The organism is Azospirillum brasilense, assembly GCF_022023855.1.
Classification (GTDB): Bacteria; Pseudomonadota; Alphaproteobacteria; order Azospirillales; family Azospirillaceae; genus Azospirillum; species Azospirillum brasilense_F.
The window spans coordinates 112239-132250 of sequence record NZ_CP059451.1; the positions used below are offsets into that span (position 1 = coordinate 112239).

Here is a 20012-nt window from a genome sequence, read left to right on the forward strand (position 1 = left end):
TCCCGACAGAGTGCCATTACGGGCGCGGGCGGGCGAGCACGATGACAGGGTGACAGGATTCAGGGCGCCCGGATCACAGCGACAGGTCGAGCACCCGTCCCTCGAACACGCGGTCGCGCGACCCTTCCAGATGCCGGCGCATGCGGGCGCGCGCGGTGTCGGCGTCGCGGTTGCGGATCGCCTCGAAGATTCCCCGATGCTCCTCCAGAACATGGGCCAGCCCGCCGCTCGGCCCCAGCAGCGACGAGCCGTGGAACTTCATGCCGACGGCGATGTGGTCCTTCAGCGCCTGCATCGACGACGCGTAATAATGGTTGTTCGCGGCGTCCGCGATGGCGGCGTGGAAGGCGAAATCCGCATCGTCCCGGTGCCGGTGGGCGCCTCGGTGGCCCTGGACACCGGCACGCGGGACATCGGCGACGCGGCGGCGACGCGGCGGCGGGTGACGGCGCTGGCGACCCGCCTTCCGGGCGGCGAGGCGTTGCGCTTCGCCAAGCTGGACAGCCTGCTGCGCGGCCATGGCGCGGCGGAGGTCGCCGCCTGGATGGCCGTAGACTGCCCGGATCATTGCATCGTCGCGCCGGCCTTTCCCTTCCAGGGACGGGTGACGCGCGACGGCCGCCAGCACGCCCGAAGCATGGATGGCTGGACGGCCGTCGCCAGCGATCTCGCGGCCGCCCTGGAAGCGGAGGGCGAGCGGGTGCGGCTGTGCCGCCCCGGCGACCCGGTGCCGCCCGGCGTCAGCCTGTGGGACGCCGAGACCGACGCCGACCTCGCCGGCGCCCTGCTGCCCGGCGTGCCCTGCTCGACTCTGCGCGGCGGCGCTTGGAGCGGGGTGCGCGTCGTCTCCAAATCGGGCGCCTTCGGCGACCCCGCGCTTTTGCGCCGGCTGATCCGCGGGGACGCCCCGGACGCGGATCGGGCGGCACCGGAACCAACGCGCCACGGCACGCCCTGGCCGCATCGAGGAGAACGAGCATGACCCCCCATCTGGCCATCACCATGGGTGATCCGGCCGGCGTCGGACCCGAGATCATCGTGAAGGCCTGCGCCCGCCTGAAGGAGCGGCTGGATTCCGGAAGCCTGCGGCTTCTGGTGATCGGCAGCAACCCGGCGCTGATGGCGGCGCGCGAGGCTCTGGGCAGCGACCTCGCCTTTCCCGAGGTGACGGCGGACGAGGAGTGGCCGGCGCTCGCCTGCCTGCCTGCAGGCCGGGCCGGAGGGCGAACCGATCCGCCCCGGCGAGCTGTCGGTGGACGGCGGCCGCTTCGCCTATCTGGTGGTGGAGCGCGCGGTGCGGCTGGCCGAGGCCGGGCGCATCCACGGGTTGGTCACGGCGCCGCTGAACAAGGAGGCGATGAACAAGGCCGGCTACCACTTCGCCGGCCACACCGACCTGCTGGCCGAACTGACCGGCGCCCGCGGCTCGGTGATGATGCTGGCCCACGGCAACATGCGGGTCAGTCACGTCACCACCCACATCGCGCTGGAGGACGTGCCGAAGCGCCTGACGCCGGAGCGGCTGCGCTACGTCATCGACCGCACCGACGAGACGCTGGCCGGGCTGGGGCTGGGGCTGGAGCGCCGCCGCAGCATCGCCATCGCCGCCCTGAACCCCCACGCCGGGGAAGGCGGGCTGTTCGGCCGGCAGGACATCGAGATCACCACCCCGGTCATCGAGCGCTGCGTGGCCGAGGGCTTGGACGTGGTGGGGCCGGTGCCGGGCGACACGGTGTTCGTCAAGCTGCGCGGCGGCCAGTTCGACGCGGTGGTCGCCATGTACCACGACCAGGGGCACATCCCGGTCAAGCTGCTGGGCTTCCACGTCGATCCGGCGACCGGCCGGTGGGACGCGCTGAGCGGGGTCAACATCATGCTGGGGCTGCCGATCATCCGCACCTCCGTCGACCACGGCACCGCCTTCGACATCGCCGGCAAGGGCATCGCCAACGAGCTGAGCCTGATCGAAGCCATCGATTACGCCGAGAAACTGGCCGCCGCCCGCCGGCGGACCGGCTGAGGAAGGAGCACCCGCCATGACGGAGTCCATCCACGCCACCCCGCCCGAAGCCATGCCGTCCGCCTTCGCGTCCATCGAGCTGGTCCGGCCCCCGCGCGTCCTGTTCGGCGGCGGTCTGATCGCCTCGGTCGGCGCCTGGGCGCGGGAGAACGGCATCGCCCGTACGCTGGTGGTGGCCGACGCCTTCAACGCCGCCCGCGTCGGGCTGCTCGACCTGCCGGGCGCGGTGACGGTCTTCGACCGCGTGCGGCCGGAGCCGGACACCGCCAACCTCGACGACCTGCTGGCCGTGGCCGACGCGGCGGAGCCGCAGCTCGTCGTCGGCTTCGGCGGCGGCAGCGCCATGGATCTGGCCAAGCTGGCGGCGGTGCTGCCGGGCAGCGGCCAGACCCTCGCCGACGTCGCCGGCGCGGAGCGGGTGAGGGCCAAGCGCGCCGCCCTGGCCCAGGTGCCGACCACCGCCGGCACCGGCAGCGAGGCCGGCACCCGCGCCCTGGTCACCGGCCCGGCCACCGCCAGCAAGATCGCCGTGCAGAGCCTGCACATCTCTCCGACACGCTGGCTGCCCTTCAAGATCCTGACCCGCCCGCAGGGCCTGCCGATGATCGGCGGCCAGTTCCTGATGGCGCTGCGCGACAAGCTGAAGACCGACCGCGCGCTGATGGTCGGCTTCGGCCGGTCGGCGGCCAAGTCCTCGACCTTCCTGCTCGCCAACCTGACGGCGGGTGCCAAGGCCTTCCTCAAGCTCTACCCGGAGACCGCGCCGCGCGGCAGCAGCGAGGAGGAGGCGGTCAAGGCGGTGCTGGTCGCGGTCAGCCGCCGCATCAAGCTCTACCAGCCGCCCTATCCGGGCTACAAGATGGGCCAGATCAACCCGGACGAGTTCACCATCGAGATGGCGCTGAACGGCATGGAGGCGAAGGACCTGTCGCGCTTCTACACCAACGACCTGATCGCGGACATCAACGCCTTCGACGCCGAGGCGGTGAAGGCCCAGGCGATGAGCTACAATGGTTGGCCAGCCGGAGATGGGGCGGCCGGAGGTTGAGCGGCCCGCTTCGCCGGGCCGGGCTCTGGTGAGCGGGGTTCAGCTCCGGCATCGGCGCGGGCATCGCGGCTCGCCTGCTGGACGACGGCTGGGAGGTGGTGGGGCTGAGCCGCACCGCCCCCGCCATCGACCATCCGGCCCTGCGCTTCGTTGCCGTCGATCTGATGGACGCCGGGGCGCTGGCCGACGCCCTGGCCGGCCTGCCGCCGGTGCGGGCGGTGGTCCACGCCGCCGGCATCCTGCGCGTCGGCCGGCTGGGCGGGACGGACAGCGCCAAGGCCGACGCGCGGGCAATGTGGCGCCTGCATGTCGAGGCGGCGACGCAGCTCGTGGAGCACGCCGTCCCCGCCATGGAGGAGGGCGGGCGCGTCGTGCTGATCGGCAGCCGCACCTCGGACGGCTCGGCCGGGCGCGGCCAGTACGCGGCCAGCAAGGCGGCGCTGTCGGGGCTGGCCCGCTCCTGGGCGATCGAGCAGGCGCCGCGCGGCGTCACGGTGAACGTGGTCGCCCCCGGCGCCACCGACACGCCGATGCTGGCCGACCCCAACCGCGCCGGCGTGCAGCCGAAGCGGCCCCCCATCGGCCGCTTCATGAAGCCGGAGGAGGTGGCGGCGCTGACCGCCTTCCTGCTGTCGGACGCGGCGGCCAGCATCACCGGCCAGCGCATCGTGGTGTGCGGCGGCGCCTCTCTGGTGTGAAGCGCCTTTTCCGGTTCAGCGCGCGGGCACGAGGCGCGGCACCCAGCGGACGTAAGTGAGCATCGCCACCAGCTCCACAAGGGTCTGTGTCACCACCACCGCGGGCACCAGCGCCCCGCCGTCCGGGACGGCGAAGGCCAGCGGCAGGACGACCAGGGAGTTGCGCGTGCCGCCGCTGAAGACGACGGCCCGCGCCGCCTCGGTCTCGAGCCGGAACAGGCGCGCCACCGCCCGGCCGGCGTAGGGCATCGCCAGCGCGAAGGCGATGTAGAGCGGCACGGCGAGGGCCACCGCCCGCGCCTGGGCGGCCACGTCGGCGGCGACTGTGGCGACGACCAGGAACAGCACCAGCGCCATGAGCGGCACCGGCAGCCACGCCAGGGCGCCCGCGGCGGCCTTTCCAGTACCGCTGCGCGCAGCCCAGGCCTGCGTCGCCCCGGCCAGCGCCAGCGGCACGGCGATCAGTCCGACGAAGGCGTCGATGAACGGACCCGGCTGCATCAGCGCCGCCGCTCCCTCCCCGGCGAACAGGCCGAGATAGACGGGCAGAAGCAGCGTCTGGACGAGCAGCAGCACCGGCGTCGCGGCCAGCACCAGCCGCGCGTCGCCGCGCCCGAGATGGGTGAAGACGACGACATAGTCGATGCACGGCGCCAGCAGGACCAGCAGCACGCCGAGCCGCACCGCCGACTGGTCCGCGGGCAGCACGGAGACCAGCCCGAAGACGACGCAGGGCACCACCGCGAAATTGACCAGCAGCAGGGCCGACAGGAAGCGGGTGTTCGTGACGCTCCGCCGCAGGTCGCCCAGCGGGACCTGAAGAAAGGTGATGTAGATCAGCGCGGCGAGGGACGGGTTGATGCCGGCTCCCCAGGCGTCGCCCGGCACGACGGCGGCGGCAAGCAGCCCGGCGACGACCGCCGCGAAATAAATGGGGACCTGATGGTTTTCCAGATCCGCGCGGGTGATGGCGGCCATGTCTCGGCTCCCGGTCATGGAATGTGTTTCTGGCCGTGCCGGACCCGCCGGGTCACGGGCAGCAGCGGCCATCCTCATGGTGCGGCGACAGCGCCTCGATGATGCGGCACTCGGCGATCCGGCCGCCGCGCCGGCACTGGTGGGCCAGCCGGTCCAGCTCCTCGCGCAGGCGTTCCAGATCGGCGATCTTCCGCTCCACCTCGTGAAGCTGTTCGAGCACCAGGGCGTCCACCTCCCCGCAGGGGCGGTCCGGCTGGTCGGCCAGATCCAGCATCGCCCGGACGGTCTCCAGCGGAAAGCCGAGATCGCGCACCCGCCGGACGAAGGTCAGCCGCCGCACATGGTCGTGGCCGTAGCTGCGGTAGTTCCCCGCCGTACGGGCGGGCGCCGGCAGGATGCCGATCTTCTCATAGAAGCGGATGGTCTCGACCTTGGTGCCGGTCATCTTGCCGAGCGCGCCGATGGACAGATCCTGCTGCGCCATCACAAACCCCTTTGACCCTGTAGTAACTCCAGGGTGGAGGATAGCGCAGAGCGGGCAGCCGCGCATCCACCGCCGAACGGGACCTCACCCTTCCGCCGCCGCGATTGCGCGCTTCAGCACCTCGAAAACGCGCGGATCGCTCATCTGGGCGACGTTGAACCGCAGATAGCCGGCGGCCGATTGGCTGACGCTGAAGACGTTGCCCGGGGCGAGGACCACCCGCTCGTCCAGCGCCGCCCGCGCCGCGTCTGCCGCGTCCCGGCCGTCCGGCAGGCTGCACCAGAGATAGAAACCGCCGCGCGGCATCAGCCAGGGGTGCAGGCCGAGGGCCGCCAGCCGGTCCGCCGTCTCGCGCCGCGCCCGAGCCAGACGGCGGCGCAGCCCCTCCAGATGCTTGCGGTAGCCGGCATCGCCGAGGGTCGCGAGGACGAGTTCGGCGGCGACCGGGCTCGGACCGCCGAAGTTCGTCGCGACCTGCAGATCGACCAGTGCCTCCACCCAGTCCGGCCGCGCCGCGAGATAGCCGCAGCGCACCGAGGCGGAAAGCGTCTTGGAGAAGCTGCCGATCCGGATGACCTGGGACAGCCCGTCCAGGGCGGCGAGGCGCGGGGAGGGGTCCGGTTCGAAACCGGCGAAGATGTCGTCCTCGACGATGGTGATGTCATGGGCGGCGGCGGCCTTGAGCAGCCGGTGCGCCGTCTGCGGCGACATCGTCGCCCCTGTCGGGTTGTGGAGCGCCGCGTTGGTGATGTAGAGGCGTGGCCGATGTTCGGCCAGCGCTTTGGCGAAGAGCGCGGTGTCCGGCCCGTTGCGGGTGTAGGGCACGCCGACGATGCGGACCTGGTGGGCGCGCAGCAGGGCCTGGAAGTTGAAATAGCAGGGGTCGTCGATCAGCACCGTGTCGCCGGGGCGCAGCAGGAAGCGGCAGATCAGGTCGATCGCCTGCGTTCCCGACCCGGTCAGGAGAATCTGGTCGGCTCCCGCCGCGATCCCTTCCTCCGCGAACTGCCGCGCCAGGAGCCTGCGCAGGGCGAGCGAGCCGCGCGTGCTGCCATAGTCGGCCAGCACGGCGTCGTCGGCGTGGGCGAGACGGCGGATGGCGCGGCGCAGGGCGGCGTTGGGCATCCAGTCCGCCGGCAGCCACCCGCAACCGGGCTTCAGCATCTCAGCGTCGGCGTCGAGCGACTGGCGCGACACCCAGAAGGGATCGATGGCCCGGTCGCGGCGCGGTTCGACTTCGGCCAGGGCCAACGGTGGCAAAGCGCCGGACACGTAGAAGCCGGAACCGGGCCGCGAGCGGATCACGCCTTCGGCGGCGAGACGGTCGTAGGCCTCCACCACGGTCGACGGCGACACGCCCATGGTGGCGGCGAACCGGCGGATGGACGGCAATCGGTCGCCCGGAGACAGCCGGCCGTCCGCCATCCTTTGGCGGATCGCGTCCATCACCTCCATGGTCCGGGTGACGTTGCGCGGTTCCGGCAAGGGCGAGCCCGTCCTCACCCGGTCTCCCGCAGGGATTTCGACGCCTTGGTGCGGCGGGCTTCCAGGGCGCCGCGCACCTCGATCAGCATCTCCGGGCTGGTGTCGTCCGCGTTGAGGATGTTGTTGATGAGGCCGAGCAGCACATGCTCGCTGAGATTTTCCACCACCGTGCCGCGGCTGACGTCGAAGCGTCCGGCCAGCACCCGTTCCGCGGGCAGCTTCTGTCCCGCCTCGATGATCCGGCGGGCGATCAGGTCGTTGAACTGCTCGATGATGATGTCGGGCGGGCGTCGGACCTTGGTTTTCTGCAGGTGGCGGGAGACGTCGAAATCAGGGTCTTCCATGCCGCTCTCCAGTCGCTGAACTGGTTCGCTGGTACGCAGCGGTTCCAGTTGTTTAGGCATCCCGGGTGGGCAAGTCAATCGCACGCCGTGGTCCGGGATCCCGGAACGCCGGTCATGAACGCGCGGAACGGCTTGTCCACCGCTCCGTTCGGCATCCCGACCCGGGACGGAGCGGCGGAGGTTCAGCCGACGGCCTTGGTCCGTAGATGGCCATGAAGCCGTCATCGACGAAGATCAACTGGCCGTTGACGAGGTCGGAGGCCGGGAACACCGCGATGCTTATGCCTCCGGCAGGTCCGGCCGGCAATTTGTGCCCATAGGCAGAGTCCCGCCAAGCGAAAGGTGTCCGCACCGGCGTCACGGGGGCCCGGCGTGGTGTTCATCGGCGGGGCGGCGATGTGGCACAACCTTTGCTTTTGCTCGGCACCACATGGCGCAAGCCATGAACCGCAGTGGAGGTGAACATGCACATCCTTGGGCACCCTGTGGTCGTTGGACAGGCTGCCGTTTCGGATCGGAGCCGGATGTCGGGCGCCAGCCAACCGACCGGCTCGACCAGCTTCTCGGATATGCTGTCGGCAAACGCTTCCGAAGCGCCGGCTCCCATGACCGCGCCGGCATCGACCGAGCCGGCCGAGAGCCAAGAGATCGCCCGGCTGCAAAAGGATCTGGATGCGTACAAGCGCCAGCGGGAGAAAGTCGTCCAGAGCCGAACCAGCGACCCGCCGGCGTTTCAGATGGCGCTGCCTGTCAACGACCGCGGTTACATGCCCTACGTGACGGCCGACCAGCAGAAGCTGATGGACCGCATCACCGATTCCTATCTTGGCCGGCCGGAGCACGAGATGGAGAGGATGTGGGAGGAACTGCGGGCCAACGGCCTCACGCCGGAGCAACTCGTGCGGACCGCGACGTACTTCGTCAATCTTGACGGCGAGGTCGTCAGCCGTGCGGTGGCAACGGGAGGCCAGCGATCCGCCCCGCACGGGAGCACCGCCTGGATGGCATCGAGCGTTTGAGGGATCGTGACCGACACCGTCTACGTCACGCTGGTCTCCGGCTTTTGCGCCTCACCGTCCGATCCCTCCTGGATAAGCCGCGACCGGAGTTCGGCGGGCGCGCCCTCCGCCCAGATCAGCAGAGCGTCAAGAGCCGGGCACAGGGACTGGCCCCATTCCGTCAGATGATACTCCACCTTCGGCGGGACCTGATGGTGGACGATGCGCCCGACCACCCCGTCGCTTTCGAGCTGACGCAACTGCTGGATCAGCATTTTCTGGGAAATACCGGGGATGGCCCGCTCCAGATCGGAAAAGCGCCGGACCTGGCCGCCGAACAGTTGGAACAGAATGACGAGCTTCCATCGGCCCTCCAGAACCCGGAGCGTGTTCTGCACGCTCTGAGCAGCCGATCGCGCCGTGTAGGAAGCACGCTTACCTTCCGGTAAGTACCTTACTTTTTCGTCGGTTCTTGTCATCCGGAAAGCCTAGTAGCACCCTTTCTCCGACGCAACGCATTCCCGGAGAGAGCGCATGAACCACGAACTTCCGCCTGCGATCACCGCCCTGGAGATCGCATGATGCCCGCCCGCATCGATCCCTCCGAATTCCAGGGGCGCCGCGTCGTCGTCACCGGCGGCACCAAGGGCGCCGGCCGGGCGACCGTCCAACGGTTCCTCGCGGGCGGCGCCCACGTCCTGACCGCCGCGCGCGCCGGTTCCGACGATCCGGCGGGCGCGCGGTTCGTGGTGGCGGACCTGACCACTCCGGAGGGATCCCTGCGCCTCGCCGAGGCGGCCATGGAGATCCTTGGCGGCGTCGACGTGCTGGTCCATGTTCTGGGTGGCTCCGCCTCGCCCGGCGGCGGCTTCGCCGCCCTGACGGATGACCATTGGCGCACGGAGCTGGACCTGAACCTGTTGGCGGCGGTGCGGCTCGATCGAGCCCTGCTGCCGCAGATGATCGCCCGCGGCAATGGCGCGGTCGTCCACGTCTCATCCATCCAGCGCCAACTGCCGCTCCACGATTCCACGACCGCCTATGCGGCGGCGAAAGCCGCTCTGACGACCTACAGCAAGGCGTTGTCGAAGGAGCTCGGTCCGAAGGGCGTGCGGGTCAACGTCGTTTCGCCGGGCTGGATCTACACCGAAGCCGCCGACGCTCTGGTGTCCCGCATCGCCGCCAGCACCGGCGGAACGCCGGAGGCGGCGCGCCAAAGCATCCTGGATGCGCTCGGTGGCATCCCGCTGGGACGCCCGGCCCGGCCCGAGGAGGTTGCGGAGCTCATCGCCTTCCTGGCCTCGGATCGTGCGTCCGCGATCCACGGCGCAGAGCATGTCATCGACGGCGGGACGATCCCGACGGTCTGATGGAGCCATGCGGGGGTTCGCGGACCCCGGCCGCCTCTTGCCGGAATTCGATGACCCTTTCGTGAAACCCCGGCCGTGCGTCACACGCCTGTCATCGAGTTCGGTTAGGTTGCCCACCCGGCGCGAAGCCGTTCCGCAGGCCGCAGGGGCAGACCGGTGCTCGACACGTCTCTCTCCATCAGCATCCGCCCCTCCACGGAGGCGGATGTGGCCGCGATGCTGGAGATCTACGGTTACCACATCCAGCACGGCCTCGGTCCCTTCGACATCGGGCCGCTGCACGCCGAGGAACTGAAGCGCCGCCGCAAGGCCATGCTGAAGCGGCGCCTGCCGCACCTCGTGGCGGAGATCGGGGGCGTGGTCGTCGGCTACGCCTACGCCGCCCCCTTCCGCAAACGCCCGGCCGATCGCTACACGGTCGAGCACTCGATCTACGTCCACAAGGACCGCCAGGGTCTCGGCATCGGCCGGCGCCTGCACGAAGCCTTCGGGTTCGTCCGGGCCGGCGTTCTGCGGTCGGTGGGCTTCAAGTTCGGACGCTGGACCGACAGCGTCTTCCTGCAGCGCAGCCTGGGCGAGGCCGACGCGGAGCTGCCGGATGACGTTCGTGGCGGCACCGTTCAGGCCGGCGACTGACGTCTTCCCCCTTGGAGGTCCGGCATGGACTTTTTCCGACGCTTCTCCTCCTGGAGTTGCGCTTTCCAGACGCGCGAGCGGCAACTGTTCGAGCCACCAGCGTCGGCCAGAATCAACAAGTGCTCAGCCCGGGGAAAGCGACGGCTCAGCTGCCGCAGGGAACTGCGCTTGCCCTTGGCACGCCGGCCCATGGGGTCACCGGCGGTCTCGGGGGCGAGCAGCGTCTCCAGAGCCGGGAGAAGCTCCGGATCCTGCACCTCCTGCGCCGGTCGCGCGCCGCCCGGGGCGCGGACGTGCTCGGTCGAGCGCTCGGCCAAGCCGGCCGCGAGTTCGCGGCGACCACGTCGAATGGTCCGCCGGTTCAGGCCGGTGATCTGCGCCAAGAGCGACTCCCCGCCGCGGCCAAGGCGCTCGGCCTCCAGCGCGACGAACCAGCGGCGCTGCTGCTCATTGAGGCGACTGACGAGCAGATTGATGTGCTGGTGAAGCGCACGATCCGCGTGCGGCTCATCGGCCCGACAGCGCGGACAGCCACACGGATGAACAATGGACGAGGGCATTGGCAATTCCCGTCGCCGCCGACGGAACAAGCTTTCAGTCTCTCCAACCCACGTCCGGGGCACATAATTCCCTGCCTTGCCCTAGCCTCGGCATGCCGACTTCCCGGAAGGTCGCCTGATCTCCATCGCCTCCGGGCGAAATCCATCCTCAGGCCGAGTTCTGCGCCAAAGTCGCCAACCACAGCAGGTCATCCCCGGATTCCTCGACGAAGTTGCAGGCGCACCGGGCCGCCGATCAATGGCGTCAGCAATCCATAATTTGCCGTGCGATCAATCACATACAACCGACCCTCCTTGAGATCGCGGACGCGAGGGGCGAAGCGGAACCTTAGCAGATGGCCGAGCCCCGACACATGATCCGAGATTATGTGGAGACTCAGCGACCACAGGCGGCGGGAAGTGCTATTCTCCCGCAGGCGCCCCATCATCAGCTTTACGGGATCGAGCGCACCCCGGTCGCTGCGTCTTGGCCTCGCACGGCCAGCCTTGTGACTGACGGCGGCAGCCGGCGCGATTAGCCGACCTTCACACCGTCCGGCGCTTCAGGATGCACGGGGCCAGAAATCATAAGGCCATCTTATCGCAGTGATTATGAAAGCCTAATTTACTCGACGGACCGTGTTGGGCAAGATTTTTGCCAGAACACACAATTTCCGCAGGAGGAGACGATGGACGCAAGGACCGACGAGAGTGCTGGCCAGTGCCCGTTCAGCGGCGGAGCCCGCGGCCGTAGGAACCGCGACTGGTGGCCGAACGCCCTCGACATCGAGATGCTGCATCGGAACTCGCCGCTGTCCGACCCGATGGGCAGGGACTTCGACTATGCCAAGGAATTCCAGTCCCTCGATCTCGACGCCGTGATCAAGGACCTGCACGCCCTGATGACGGACTCGCAGGAGTGGTGGCCGGCGGACTTCGGCCACTATGGCGGGCTGATGATCCGTCTGGCGTGGCACAGCGCGGGCACGTACCGCACCACCGACGGCCGTGGCGGCGCCGGCGCCGGCCAGCAGCGCTTCGCGCCGCTCAACTCGTGGCCGGACAACGCGAACCTCGACAAGGCGCGCCGCCTGCTGTGGCCGATCAAGCAGAAGTACGGGCGGAAGATCTCCTGGGCCGACCTGATGGTCCTGGCCGGCAACGTCGCCCTGGAGTCGATGGGCTTCAAGACCTTCGGCTTCGCCGGCGGACGCGTTGACGTGTGGGAGCCCGAGGAACTCTTCTGGGGTCCCGAGGGAACGTGGCTCGGCGACGAGCGCTACAGCGGCGAGCGCCAGCTCCAGGAGCCCCTCGGCGCGGTGCAGATGGGCCTTATCTACGTCAACCCGGAGGGGCCGAACGGCAAGCCTGACCCGGTCGCGGCGGCCAAGGACATCCGCGAAACGTTCTACCGCATGGCGATGAACGACGAGGAGACCGTGGCGCTGATCGCCGGCGGCCACACCTTCGGCAAGACGCACGGTGCGGGCGATCCGTCCTTCATGGGCCCGGCGCCCGAGGCCGGCGCGCTCGAGGACCAGGGACTCGGCTGGAAGAACAAGTACGGCAGGGGCTTCGGGCCCGACGCCATCACCGGCGGCCCGGAGGTCATCTGGTCGCAGACGCCGACCAGATGGAGCAACCACTTCTTCGACAACCTCTTCAAATACGAATGGGAGCTGACCAAGAGCCCGGCCGGTGCATGGCAGTGGCAGGCGAAGGACGCCGAGCCGTCGGTCCCGGATCCCTTCGACCCGTCGAAGACGCGCCTGCCGACCATGCTGACGACCGACCTGTCGCTGCGCTTCGACCCGATCTACGAGAAGATCTCGCGGCGGTTCCACGAGCATCCCGACCAGTTCGCGGACGCCTTCGCCCGCGCCTGGTTCAAGCTCACCCATCGCGACATGGGCCCGGTCGCGCGCTATCTCGGCCCGCTCGTGCCGAAGGAGACGCTGATCTGGCAGGACCCGGTTCCGCCGGTCGATCACCCGCTGGTCGATGACGGCGACGTCGCCGCGCTGAAGGCGAAGATCCTCGCGTCCGGCATTCCGGTCCAGCAGCTCGTCTCGACGGCCTGGGCCTCGGCCTCGACCTTCCGCGGCTCCGACAAGCGCGGCGGCGCCAACGGTGCGCGCATCCGCCTCGCCCCGCAGAAGGACTGGGAGGTGAACGAGCCCGCGCAGCTCCGGACGGTTCTGGAGAAGCTCGAGGCGATCCAGAAGGACTTCAACGCGTCCGCCGCCGGCGGCAAGAAGGTCTCGCTCGCCGACCTGATCGTGCTCGCCGGCGGCGCCGCGATCGAGAAGGCCGCGAAGGACGCCGGGCTGGACGTGCAGGTGCCGTTCTCGCCCGGCCGCACGGATGCGTCGCAGGGGCAGACCGACGTCGACTCCTTCGCCCCGCTCGAACCGCGAGCCGACGGCTTCCGCAACTACATCAACAGCAAGAAACAGCAGTTCATGCAGCCCGAGGAGGCCCTGGTGGACCGGGCGGCGCTGCTGCGGCTGACCGGGCCGGAGATGACCGTCCTCATCGGGGGCCTGCGCGTCCTCGGCGCCAACACCGGCGGTTCCAGGTACGGTGTCTTCACCAGCCGGCCCGGGACGCTGACGAACGACTTCTTCGTCAACCTGCTCGGCATGGACACGGAGTGGCAGCCCCCGAACGCCGAGGGCGTCTATGAGGGCCGGGACCGCAGGACCGGAGCCCCCAGTTGGACGGCCACCCGCGTCGACCTGATCTTCGGCTCGCACTCCCAGCTCCGCGCGTTCGCGGAGGTCTATGCCTGCGTCGACTCCCGGGAGAAGTTCGCGAAGGACTTCGTCGCGGCCTGGACGAAGGTGATGAACGCCGACCGCTTCGACCTCGCGCGGCCGCGGCAGTAGATGCGTCCGGGGGAAGCGGGGGAAGCGCCGCAGGGCGCGGGCGGGCCTCGTCGCCGCGGGGCCCGCCCTTCGGGGTGTAAATCTGCGCGGAGGGGCGAATGGGCGAAGGATAAAGGGAATGCAGCAGGTGCTGGTGGCATCGTGGCTCGAAGGGCGCTCGGCCCTATGGCGTGCCCCCCCCGCAAGGGTGGATCCTTGCCGCACGGCGTCGGCGGCCCCGGCGCTCCGCTCGATCCCGGTGCGCCCCTTGCCCACTGCAAGGTCGGTATCGGACCTGAGGTGATCGTTTCCGGGCCCGTGGGGAATGACCATCATCAAGACGGCGCGACAACGGGCATACAGTCCCACTTCAAAATCAGGAACTGCCAGGGCGAGCGAGGATGATCCGATCCTGTCACGGTGTGCGGACGGGAGGCGGTGCCCCCGAGGTTGAACAGCCGTGTCGGGACAACGCGTAGAAGCAGGTCGGCACCGATGTGGCTGGTCCGTAAGGCCGGGCGGCGCTCAACGCCTACTCCTCGCCACGCCTCCATCACGGTCGCCGCCCCAGAGAGGCGCCGGCAAACCAGAAAACGGCGGCGACGAGCACGGCCCCGGACATCCACCATCGATCACCGTGCGACAGGATCGACGTCAGAATGACGATCGCAAAGCTCACGATAATGATCACTGCGCTCATCACGCACCCCTCCGGCCATGGGCTTTGGCGCATGCTTGTTGAGCAAGGCGCGTTTTCGAGCCTCCTGCGCAAAACTGCCTGAGCGGGCACCCCGCTCGATAGCAGCGGGGCAGGGAAGCACCGTTGCATGGCGTCCGCAACGCTGGATCGGCCGAGCGGGAATACCCGTGGTCCGGCACGCACGGCCGGACGGCGGTCGCACAGGCCGAAGGCCAGCAACATGCGTACCCCACCAACCCGATTTCCCAATGCGCCCTACCAAGCAGCCAACACGATAAGGCCAAGCAGCGCCGCCAAGGGCACCACATACATTGGGTTGATCTCGCGCGCTTCCAAACGCTCCCACAGATGCGGTTTCATATAACGTCCCCTCTGGATGGGGCAGCCGCACCGGCCAAGACACTCATTCAACTCGGAGTGCACCAAGGCCGGATACTTGCCGACACAATGAATATGGGAATGGTATGCTTGCGACGATGTGCAAAAAAGAGAGCGATGACCGGACGCCAGTAGGTTTCCTCAACAGCGGAACTGTCGACAAGCCTCGAACGCGGGTGTTAGAGCGAATTGCCATTCGCTTGAGATTCACACGGCCTCATTTGCCGGCTCTCAGCGGATGCCTTTGGCATCCACCTGCCGCCAGCGGGAACGAAGTTCCCGCGAGAGGCTGGGCTTCGGCCGCATGAGCGGCCGGGACCGCCGTCGCGGTCCAAAGCAAATCGAAATCCGCTTTGGTGCATGGAGACGGGCGGCCGGTCTGTTCGTCCTTTCTGCCGCCGGTTACGCGGTGCGTAACGGAGGTGGGGCGTCCTGCGTCGAGCACGCGGTTGAGGGCGGATACGCCGATCATGGCCTCCGCCTGCTGAGCCGACAGACTCCGGGCGTGCCGTGCCGCTCCTCCAGACCGAGGTCGCCGATACTGGGCTCGTCGGTCGGGAAGCGTTTCTGGCGGGCTACGGGGCGGCGCAGGCCGTACCCGGCCCGCTGTTCACTTTCGCGGCCTATCTTGGCGCCGTGATGCAAACCCCACCCAGCGGTATTCTGGGTGCCATCATTGCCCTCATGGCGATTTTCGTGCCGTCGGCTTTGCTCATCCTCGGCGGCTTACCATTCTGGAGCCGCCTTCGGACCGCCCCGCTGGCGCAACCCGCACTCTCCGGGATCGATGCCGCAGTTGTGGGCCTGCTCGCAGCGACGCTCTACGGCACGGTCTTCAGCGAAGGAATCACCTCGTCAGTCGCCATGGCCATCGCCGCAGCGGCGTTCGTTGCCCTGACAGCGTGGCGGGCACCGGCATGGGCCATCGTCATCGAAGCAGGTATGGTTGGTTTCCTGACGCTCTGACAAAGGCGCATGCAAAATCCAGGAGGAAGGCAGATGGAGACAAAGAAGATTTCGGACAAGGTTGCGGTCGGTCGGCAGCCCTCAGCGGAGCAACTGGCTGAATTACGCGCTCAAGGGTTCGCGACGGTTGTGAACCTGCGCACTGCAGGTGAGAAGAACCAATCGCTGTCACCGGCTGATGAGGAGGCTGAGGCTAAGTCGGCTGGATTGTCTTATCATCACATTCCGGTTGCAATCTCCAGCTTGGACGCGCAGCAGGTAGAAGCCGTACGCGAGGCCATCCGGAACTCCGAGGGTCCGGTATACGTGCATTGTGGTGCAGGCCAACGTGCCTGCGCCATCAGCCTGCTTGCCACAGAGAGTGGTGGAGCAGCTGGCCACCTCGTCACCAAAGCCCGCGATCTTGGGTTCCCCGTGGTTGATGACGAACTCCGCACGTTCATCGAGGGCTTCGCACGAAAGCCGGAGGGGAATGAATGAAGCATATTCCTTGCCTCTGAGCAGCCAAGCCAATCTATGGCGCTGGTCCGCCGCCCCAACTGGCAGGAATACCCATAAAGAAATCTCCGTCACGAGCGGTTGGATTACGATGGGCTTCCTGCCTGTTGGGGCCTGAGTAGAAGAGATACTGTTGGCGAATCCCGGAGCGGCGGGTCGGAGTTCCCTCATGGAGAAATCCCGCTGCAGATTTGAACCGCTCCGGGTTTCCCGGAGGCCATTTGGCTTGAGTCACGCCGCCATGGCGGCGTCCTCGGTTTGGGCATGGTAGCGCGCTTCGGCCTCGGCGGGCGGAATGTTGCCGATAGGCTCGAGGATGCGCCGGTGGTTGAACCAGTCGACCTATTCCAGGGTGGCAAACTCGACAACTTCCAGGGTGCGCCATGGCCCGCGACGCCGGATCAGCTCGGTCTTGTAGAGGCCGTTGATCGTCTCGGCCAAGGCGTTGTGGTAGCTGTCGCCGACGCTGCCGACGGAGGGCTCGACGCCGGCCTCGGGGAGGCGCTCGGTGTATCGCATGGCAACGTATTGCGATCCGCGATAGGAATAATGAATGAGGCCGCAGCCCTTGGCCGGCGGCGGTCGTGCAGCGCCTGCTCCAGGGCATCGTGCACGAAGCCGGCATGGGCGGTGCACGACACCCACCAGCCCACGATGCGGCGGGCGAAGGCGTCGATGAGGAAGGCCACGTTGACGAAGCCTTGCCACGTGGCCACGCACGTGAAATCCGCCACCCAAAATCCGCCACCCACAGGGCATTCGGGCGGGGCGCCTGGAACTGCCGGTTCACCCGGTCCAGCGGACAGGGAGCCGCCGGGTCACTCATCGTCGCCCGCGCCGCCTTGCCGCGCGTGACGCCCCGCAGCCCCGTGCGCCGCATCAGGCGAGCCACCGTGCAGCGTGCCACGTCGAGGCCTTCCCGCTGCAATTGCCGCCACACTTTTCGTACCCCATAGACCTGGAAGTTCGCATCCCAGACCTGTCGGATAGCCCCACTCAGCTCCGCGTCATTTCGCGAACGGGCCGGCGCCTTGGACGGATCGGCGCGGCGGGCGGCATGAGCGCGGTAGGTCGACGGGGCGATCGGCAGCACTTTGCAGATCGACTCGCCCCCGAGGACGGCGCGGTGCTCATCGATGAAGGCGATCATTTCCGAAACGGGCGGTCGAGCTCCGCCTGGGCGAAATAGGCCGACGCCTTGCGCAGGATCTCGCTCCCTTGGGACAGCTCCCGGACCTCGCGCTCCAGCGCCTTGATCCGCTCCTGCTCATCCGTCGTCGGGCCGGGCCGTTTGCCATGGTCACGCTCGGCCTGCCGGATCCAGTTCCGCAGCGTCTCCGGATTGCAGCCGATCTTCGCCGCGATCGAGCCGATCGCCGCCCACTGCGAGGCGTGGTCCCCTTCGTGCTCGAACACCATCCGAACCGCGCGCTTCCGCACCTCGGGGGCGTACTTGAGTGATCCCTGTTTCGTCATGATGACCCCACTCTCTCAGAAGATGGGGCCTCCGGGAAACTGGGAGCAGTTTAAAAGCTCCAATCAACAGGAAAGCGGGGACTCATGAATGGACGCGCAGGAAATCCGATAGAGGTGAGCTGGATGAACCAGGCCCTTGAGGGGAGTCAGTCCAAGGTCTACGGCTTCAAATCGGCCCACGACGAGGTTGTGGACAATATCGGAAACGACAACAGTATCGGCCTCGGCGTTTTGGCAAATACGAGAAGCCACCTGAACCACGCACCCCAAGAGATCGTTGTTGTCCTCGACAGGCTCACCAGCGTGGATGCCGATGCGCACTCGGAGGTGTTCAGCGCGATCATGATTGAACATATCAAACGCTTGCTGGATGAAACAGGCGCAGGCGACCGCCGCAGAGACATCTCGAAACGAAGCCATCATCCCATCTCCGGTGCGTTTTATCTCTCGTCCAGCAGTATTCTTCAACGCTCGTCGGACGATAACATCATGTTCGTGCACCATATCGACCGCTTTTACATCGCCAAGCCGGGCAGTAATGCTGGTGAAATCGACGATGTCGGTGAACAACACCGCGCAGAAGGAGGGGGCAGCGGTTTCCCAATCGGCAGCCGTTGGCACCGGATCGGGAATGCGGTCGAGAAGCGCCACCACCGCGGAGAGATCAAGCGCCATTAGGTCGGATGCCTCGCCACCATGTGCATCCCGGTGGACGCGCATCGCCGTTTTCCGGTCAGGCGCGTCAATCAGGCAGAAGTCCGTGCCGGACGCTCCATCGGACCAGTGACACAGGAATCTGACACCGTAATGATTTTGCATTTCCAGGTCCTTCCGACGCTCCTCCGCGATGTTGGCTGCCGTCCGTTTGCCAAAACGTTGATCATATCGCGATAAAAATAGGGGCATCAGGACCTCCTGATCTTCATTCATACCACAGAACGACAATTACTGCTCGTGCGATTAATTGTCATTATGGCAAATTTTTCTTTCGTCGTGGCATGGGGCGTTGGCGCGTAATTCGTCGGAAGCTGGCAGCGTCGGAGCCATGGCAGGTATAGAGGCGTCCCGCTGAGTTCGAGAGCCGGATACCGTACAAGGCCAACGAAACCCGCCGTCACAAGATGCCGCGCGCCCGCTATCGGGTGGAGAACTGGGCGGCTTACGATGCGGCGTTGCGCCGCCGCGGTGATCTGATGATCTGGGTGACGCCCGAGGCAATTGCCGCCTGGACGCCAGCGAAGACGGCGCGGCGCGGTCGGCCTCCCCGCCACTCGGACCTCGCGATTGAGGCTGGATTGATGCTGCGCCTCGCTTTTGGGCGGCCATGGCGGCAGACGGAGGGGCTGCTGGGCTCGCTCATGCGCCTGCTCGGTCTGAAGCTTCCGGTTCCCGATCACACGACGTTTTCCCGGCGCAGGGCCGATCTGGCAGTCGCGTCGGCGCTGGCCAGGGCGGATGGGCCGGGGACCGTGGTGATCGATTCGACCGGGCTGAAGGTGTTCGGGACAGGCGAGTGGCACCTGGAAAAGCACGGCGGCCAAGCACGCCGAAGTTGGCGCAAGCTGCATCTCGCCGTCGATCCGCATAGCGGCGAAATCCTCGCCTCGGAAGTGACGACTACGTAGGGCGGCGAAGCCTCTCTGGTCGGGCCGTTGCTCGGTCAGATCACGCGCCCAGCGCAACACCGGAACGGTCCGGCGGATGATCGCGGCCAGCCGACGGGTCTCGACATGACGGGTAGCGATGCGGCGGGGGAACGCAGAGCTGGGACGATCCAGGATCATTTGGAACGCAACGATCGTGAGCAGCATGCCGGCAACGGCTGATACGCCTGGAAGCACGCCGAGGAGCGCCAGGAGAAGGAGGATGCCCCCGAACGAGCGATAACCGAGCCTCCCGGCGAGCCAGTCCAGCGTCACATGCTCCGCGGGTGGTTCGCCGAGAATCCCGTTCAGCATCACGGACGTGGGCGCACGCGTGATGATGACAATGCCCCCTCAGACTGTTGAGCCATCGGGAGAAGGGGGCGGACGGTCGGCTCGGAAGGGTGAAACGCATAGGGGAGATGGCATGAGCCAGTCGCAAGTGGGCCTGTTCATCGCCGCCGCCTCGGTCATCGCGGTTTCCGTCGCCCTATACCGGCGCGGCCGTCTCAGCGAGGCTGGGCTGGTCGGCGTTCTGGTCGGCATTGCCGCCGTGGTGGCGTGGATGCTCTCCAGTCCGTGATGGGTCTCTCCTGGCGTTGGACAGAACGAAAGACCACCCGCGGTGTTGATGCCGGGGTACGTCCTCATCGACCGTCTCCGGAACCGATCGTATCCTGATCACCCGCCACGGTCGGCCAGCTACGGCCGGATGGGCCATGGCCGGATGGGACGAACGAAAGAGGGGCGTCTCCCATGGGCACCGATAGAGGCACGGAACACCGCCGCCAGCGGCGCCAAGCCGCTGGAGAGGATGCGGCCGCAAATCGACAGGCCGGGATGGATGGCGATCCGGATCGGCTGCCCTTGAGGCCTGACATGGC

At 67.6% G+C, this 20012-nt stretch carries 17 protein-coding genes, 7 pseudogenes and 1 other annotated feature; of the genes and pseudogenes, 12 read left to right on the top strand and 12 right to left on the bottom strand.

Features of this window, described 5'->3' with window-relative positions:
- Nucleotides 1–73: 73 nt before the first annotated feature.
- Nucleotides 74–370: pseudogene (locus tag H1Q64_RS23175) on the bottom strand (FCD domain-containing protein); the annotation flags it as partial.
- On the opposite strand from H1Q64_RS23175, the gene H1Q64_RS23180 reads away from it, so the two are divergent.
- The 4 genes and pseudogenes from H1Q64_RS23180 to H1Q64_RS23195 all read left to right on the top strand — a co-directional run bounded on the left by H1Q64_RS23180 (nucleotide 311) and on the right by H1Q64_RS23195 (nucleotide 3766).
- Nucleotides 311–982 (top strand): four-carbon acid sugar kinase family protein, encoded by a 672-nt coding sequence (locus H1Q64_RS23180; RefSeq protein WP_237906921.1) that lies wholly within the window; start codon nucleotides 311–313, stop codon nucleotides 980–982. The pseudogene H1Q64_RS23175 and the gene H1Q64_RS23180 overlap by 60 nt on opposite strands.
- Nucleotides 979–2020, top strand: a pseudogene (gene pdxA / locus H1Q64_RS23185) (4-hydroxythreonine-4-phosphate dehydrogenase PdxA). The gene H1Q64_RS23180 and the pseudogene pdxA overlap by 4 nt, the downstream one beginning before the upstream one ends.
- A gap of 52 nt (nucleotides 2021–2072) precedes the next feature.
- Entirely contained in the window at nucleotides 2073–3068 is a 996-nt protein-coding gene (locus H1Q64_RS23190) for an iron-containing alcohol dehydrogenase (protein ID WP_237907171.1), read from the top strand.
- A 77-nt stretch (nucleotides 3069–3145) separates the two neighbouring features.
- The gene (locus H1Q64_RS23195; RefSeq protein WP_419468865.1) at nucleotides 3146–3766 is read left to right on the top strand and encodes an SDR family oxidoreductase; all 621 of its coding nucleotides are present in this window, start codon (nucleotides 3146–3148) and stop codon (nucleotides 3764–3766) included.
- A gap of 15 nt (nucleotides 3767–3781) precedes the next feature.
- Here H1Q64_RS23195 and H1Q64_RS23200 read toward each other — a convergent pair whose 3' ends face one another.
- The 4 genes from H1Q64_RS23200 to H1Q64_RS23215 form a co-directional block, all read right to left on the bottom strand.
- Nucleotides 3782–4744 (bottom strand): bile acid:sodium symporter, encoded by a 963-nt coding sequence (locus H1Q64_RS23200; protein ID WP_237906922.1) that lies wholly within the window; start codon nucleotides 4742–4744, stop codon nucleotides 3782–3784.
- Nucleotides 4745–4796: 52 nt separating this feature from the next.
- On the bottom strand, nucleotides 4797–5228 hold the full coding sequence (locus tag H1Q64_RS23205; protein ID WP_237906923.1) for a MerR family transcriptional regulator: 432 nt from the start codon (nucleotides 5226–5228) through the stop codon (nucleotides 4797–4799).
- Between the two features lie 84 nt (nucleotides 5229–5312).
- On the bottom strand, nucleotides 5313–6674 hold the full coding sequence (locus H1Q64_RS23210) for a PLP-dependent aminotransferase family protein (protein ID WP_237907173.1): 1362 nt from the start codon (nucleotides 6672–6674) through the stop codon (nucleotides 5313–5315).
- Between the two features lie 53 nt (nucleotides 6675–6727).
- Nucleotides 6728–7057: a GntR family transcriptional regulator gene (locus H1Q64_RS23215; RefSeq protein WP_237906924.1), complete on the bottom strand. Its 330-nt coding sequence runs from the start codon at nucleotides 7055–7057 to the stop codon at nucleotides 6728–6730.
- A gap of 524 nt (nucleotides 7058–7581) precedes the next feature.
- Between H1Q64_RS23215 and H1Q64_RS23220 the strand changes: the two genes are divergently transcribed.
- Nucleotides 7582–8076, top strand: coding sequence for a hypothetical protein (locus tag H1Q64_RS23220; protein WP_237906925.1), 495 nt, complete (start codon nucleotides 7582–7584; stop codon nucleotides 8074–8076).
- A gap of 20 nt (nucleotides 8077–8096) precedes the next feature.
- Here H1Q64_RS23220 and H1Q64_RS23225 read toward each other — a convergent pair whose 3' ends face one another.
- A complete protein-coding gene (locus tag H1Q64_RS23225) occupies nucleotides 8097–8534 on the bottom strand; it encodes a winged helix-turn-helix transcriptional regulator (protein ID WP_237906926.1) in 438 nt (145 codons plus the stop codon).
- 102 nt (nucleotides 8535–8636) lie between these two features.
- On the opposite strand from H1Q64_RS23225, the gene H1Q64_RS23230 reads away from it, so the two are divergent.
- Both H1Q64_RS23230 and H1Q64_RS23235 read left to right on the top strand, forming a co-directional pair.
- Nucleotides 8637–9425 (top strand): SDR family oxidoreductase, encoded by a 789-nt coding sequence (locus H1Q64_RS23230; protein WP_237907174.1) that lies wholly within the window; start codon nucleotides 8637–8639, stop codon nucleotides 9423–9425.
- Between the two features lie 156 nt (nucleotides 9426–9581).
- On the top strand, nucleotides 9582–10061 hold the full coding sequence (locus H1Q64_RS23235; RefSeq protein ID WP_419468861.1) for an N-acetyltransferase family protein: 480 nt from the start codon (nucleotides 9582–9584) through the stop codon (nucleotides 10059–10061).
- A gap of 50 nt (nucleotides 10062–10111) precedes the next feature.
- Here the strand turns inward: H1Q64_RS23235 and H1Q64_RS34145 are convergent.
- Nucleotides 10112–10201 (bottom strand): annotated as a pseudogene (locus tag H1Q64_RS34145) (ISAzo13-like element transposase-related protein); the annotation flags it as partial.
- 589 nt (nucleotides 10202–10790) lie between these two features.
- Nucleotides 10791–10983 (bottom strand): annotated as a pseudogene (locus H1Q64_RS23245) (Tn3 family transposase); the annotation flags it as partial.
- Nucleotides 10984–11289: 306 nt separating this feature from the next.
- Between H1Q64_RS23245 and katG the strand changes: the two are divergent.
- Nucleotides 11290–13488 carry a catalase/peroxidase HPI gene (gene katG / locus H1Q64_RS23250; RefSeq protein WP_237906928.1) on the top strand — a complete coding sequence of 733 codons (2199 nt, stop codon included), beginning with the start codon at nucleotides 11290–11292 and terminating at the stop codon, nucleotides 13486–13488.
- A gap of 532 nt (nucleotides 13489–14020) precedes the next feature.
- Here katG and H1Q64_RS23255 read toward each other — a convergent pair.
- Nucleotides 14021–14167, bottom strand: a complete 147-nt coding sequence (locus tag H1Q64_RS23255; protein WP_237906929.1) for a hypothetical protein — start codon at nucleotides 14165–14167, stop codon at nucleotides 14021–14023.
- A gap of 888 nt (nucleotides 14168–15055) precedes the next feature.
- On the opposite strand from H1Q64_RS23255, the gene H1Q64_RS23260 reads away from it, so the two are divergent.
- Both H1Q64_RS23260 and H1Q64_RS23265 read left to right on the top strand, forming a co-directional pair.
- Nucleotides 15056–15511, top strand: a complete 456-nt coding sequence (locus H1Q64_RS23260; protein ID WP_330874606.1) for a chromate transporter — start codon at nucleotides 15056–15058, stop codon at nucleotides 15509–15511.
- Nucleotides 15512–15544: 33 nt separating this feature from the next.
- Nucleotides 15545–15991, top strand: coding sequence for a beta-lactamase hydrolase domain-containing protein (locus tag H1Q64_RS23265; protein ID WP_237906930.1), 447 nt, complete (start codon nucleotides 15545–15547; stop codon nucleotides 15989–15991).
- A 249-nt stretch (nucleotides 15992–16240) separates the two neighbouring features.
- Here H1Q64_RS23265 and H1Q64_RS23270 read toward each other — a convergent pair.
- Together H1Q64_RS23270 and H1Q64_RS23275 are read right to left on the bottom strand one after the other, a co-directional pair.
- Nucleotides 16241–17485, bottom strand: a pseudogene (locus H1Q64_RS23270) (IS3 family transposase).
- Nucleotides 17085–17201: a sequence feature (AL1L pseudoknot), on the bottom strand. (Overlaps the previous pseudogene by 117 nt.)
- Before the next feature lie 63 nt (nucleotides 17486–17548).
- Nucleotides 17549–18391, bottom strand: coding sequence for a nickel-binding protein (locus H1Q64_RS23275; protein WP_237906931.1), 843 nt, complete (start codon nucleotides 18389–18391; stop codon nucleotides 17549–17551).
- Nucleotides 18392–18570: 179 nt separating this feature from the next.
- Between H1Q64_RS23275 and H1Q64_RS23280 the strand changes: the two are divergent.
- A pseudogene (locus H1Q64_RS23280) lies at nucleotides 18571–19107 on the top strand (IS5 family transposase); the annotation flags it as partial.
- 87 nt (nucleotides 19108–19194) lie between these two features.
- On the opposite strand, the pseudogene H1Q64_RS23285 reads toward H1Q64_RS23280, so the two are convergent.
- Nucleotides 19195–19443: pseudogene (locus H1Q64_RS23285) on the bottom strand (exopolysaccharide biosynthesis protein); the annotation flags it as partial.
- A gap of 112 nt (nucleotides 19444–19555) precedes the next feature.
- Here H1Q64_RS23285 and H1Q64_RS23290 point away from each other — a divergent pair.
- Entirely contained in the window at nucleotides 19556–19711 is a 156-nt protein-coding gene (locus tag H1Q64_RS23290) for a hypothetical protein (protein WP_237906932.1), read from the top strand.
- The last annotated feature ends 301 nt before the right edge of the window (nucleotides 19712–20012 follow it).

Bases quoted from the DNA above. Each gene is read 5' to 3' on its own strand.
- H1Q64_RS23180 (WP_237906921.1), top strand. From the start codon at position 311: ATGGTTGTTCGCGGCGTCCGCGATGGCGGCGTGGAAGGCGAAATCCGC.
- H1Q64_RS23190 (WP_237907171.1), top strand. From the start codon at position 2,073: ATGCCGTCCGCCTTCGCGTCCATCGAGCTGGTCCGGCCCCCGCGCGTC.
- H1Q64_RS23200 (WP_237906922.1), bottom strand. From the start codon at position 4,744: ATGGCCGCCATCACCCGCGCGGATCTGGAAAACCATCAGGTCCCCATT.
- H1Q64_RS23205 (WP_237906923.1), bottom strand. From the start codon at position 5,228: ATGGCGCAGCAGGATCTGTCCATCGGCGCGCTCGGCAAGATGACCGGC.
- H1Q64_RS23210 (WP_237907173.1), bottom strand. From the start codon at position 6,674: ATGGACGCGATCCGCCAAAGGATGGCGGACGGCCGGCTGTCTCCGGGC.
- H1Q64_RS23215 (WP_237906924.1), bottom strand. From the start codon at position 7,057: ATGGAAGACCCTGATTTCGACGTCTCCCGCCACCTGCAGAAAACCAAG.
- H1Q64_RS23220 (WP_237906925.1), top strand. From the start codon at position 7,582: ATGTCGGGCGCCAGCCAACCGACCGGCTCGACCAGCTTCTCGGATATG.
- H1Q64_RS23225 (WP_237906926.1), bottom strand. From the start codon at position 8,534: ATGACAAGAACCGACGAAAAAGTAAGGTACTTACCGGAAGGTAAGCGT.
- H1Q64_RS23230 (WP_237907174.1), top strand. From the start codon at position 8,637: ATGCCCGCCCGCATCGATCCCTCCGAATTCCAGGGGCGCCGCGTCGTC.
- katG (WP_237906928.1), top strand. From the start codon at position 11,290: ATGGACGCAAGGACCGACGAGAGTGCTGGCCAGTGCCCGTTCAGCGGC.
- H1Q64_RS23255 (WP_237906929.1), bottom strand. From the start codon at position 14,167: ATGAGCGCAGTGATCATTATCGTGAGCTTTGCGATCGTCATTCTGACG.
- H1Q64_RS23265 (WP_237906930.1), top strand. From the start codon at position 15,545: ATGGAGACAAAGAAGATTTCGGACAAGGTTGCGGTCGGTCGGCAGCCC.
- H1Q64_RS23275 (WP_237906931.1), bottom strand. From the start codon at position 18,391: ATGCCCCTATTTTTATCGCGATATGATCAACGTTTTGGCAAACGGACG.
- H1Q64_RS23290 (WP_237906932.1), top strand. From the start codon at position 19,556: ATGAGCCAGTCGCAAGTGGGCCTGTTCATCGCCGCCGCCTCGGTCATC.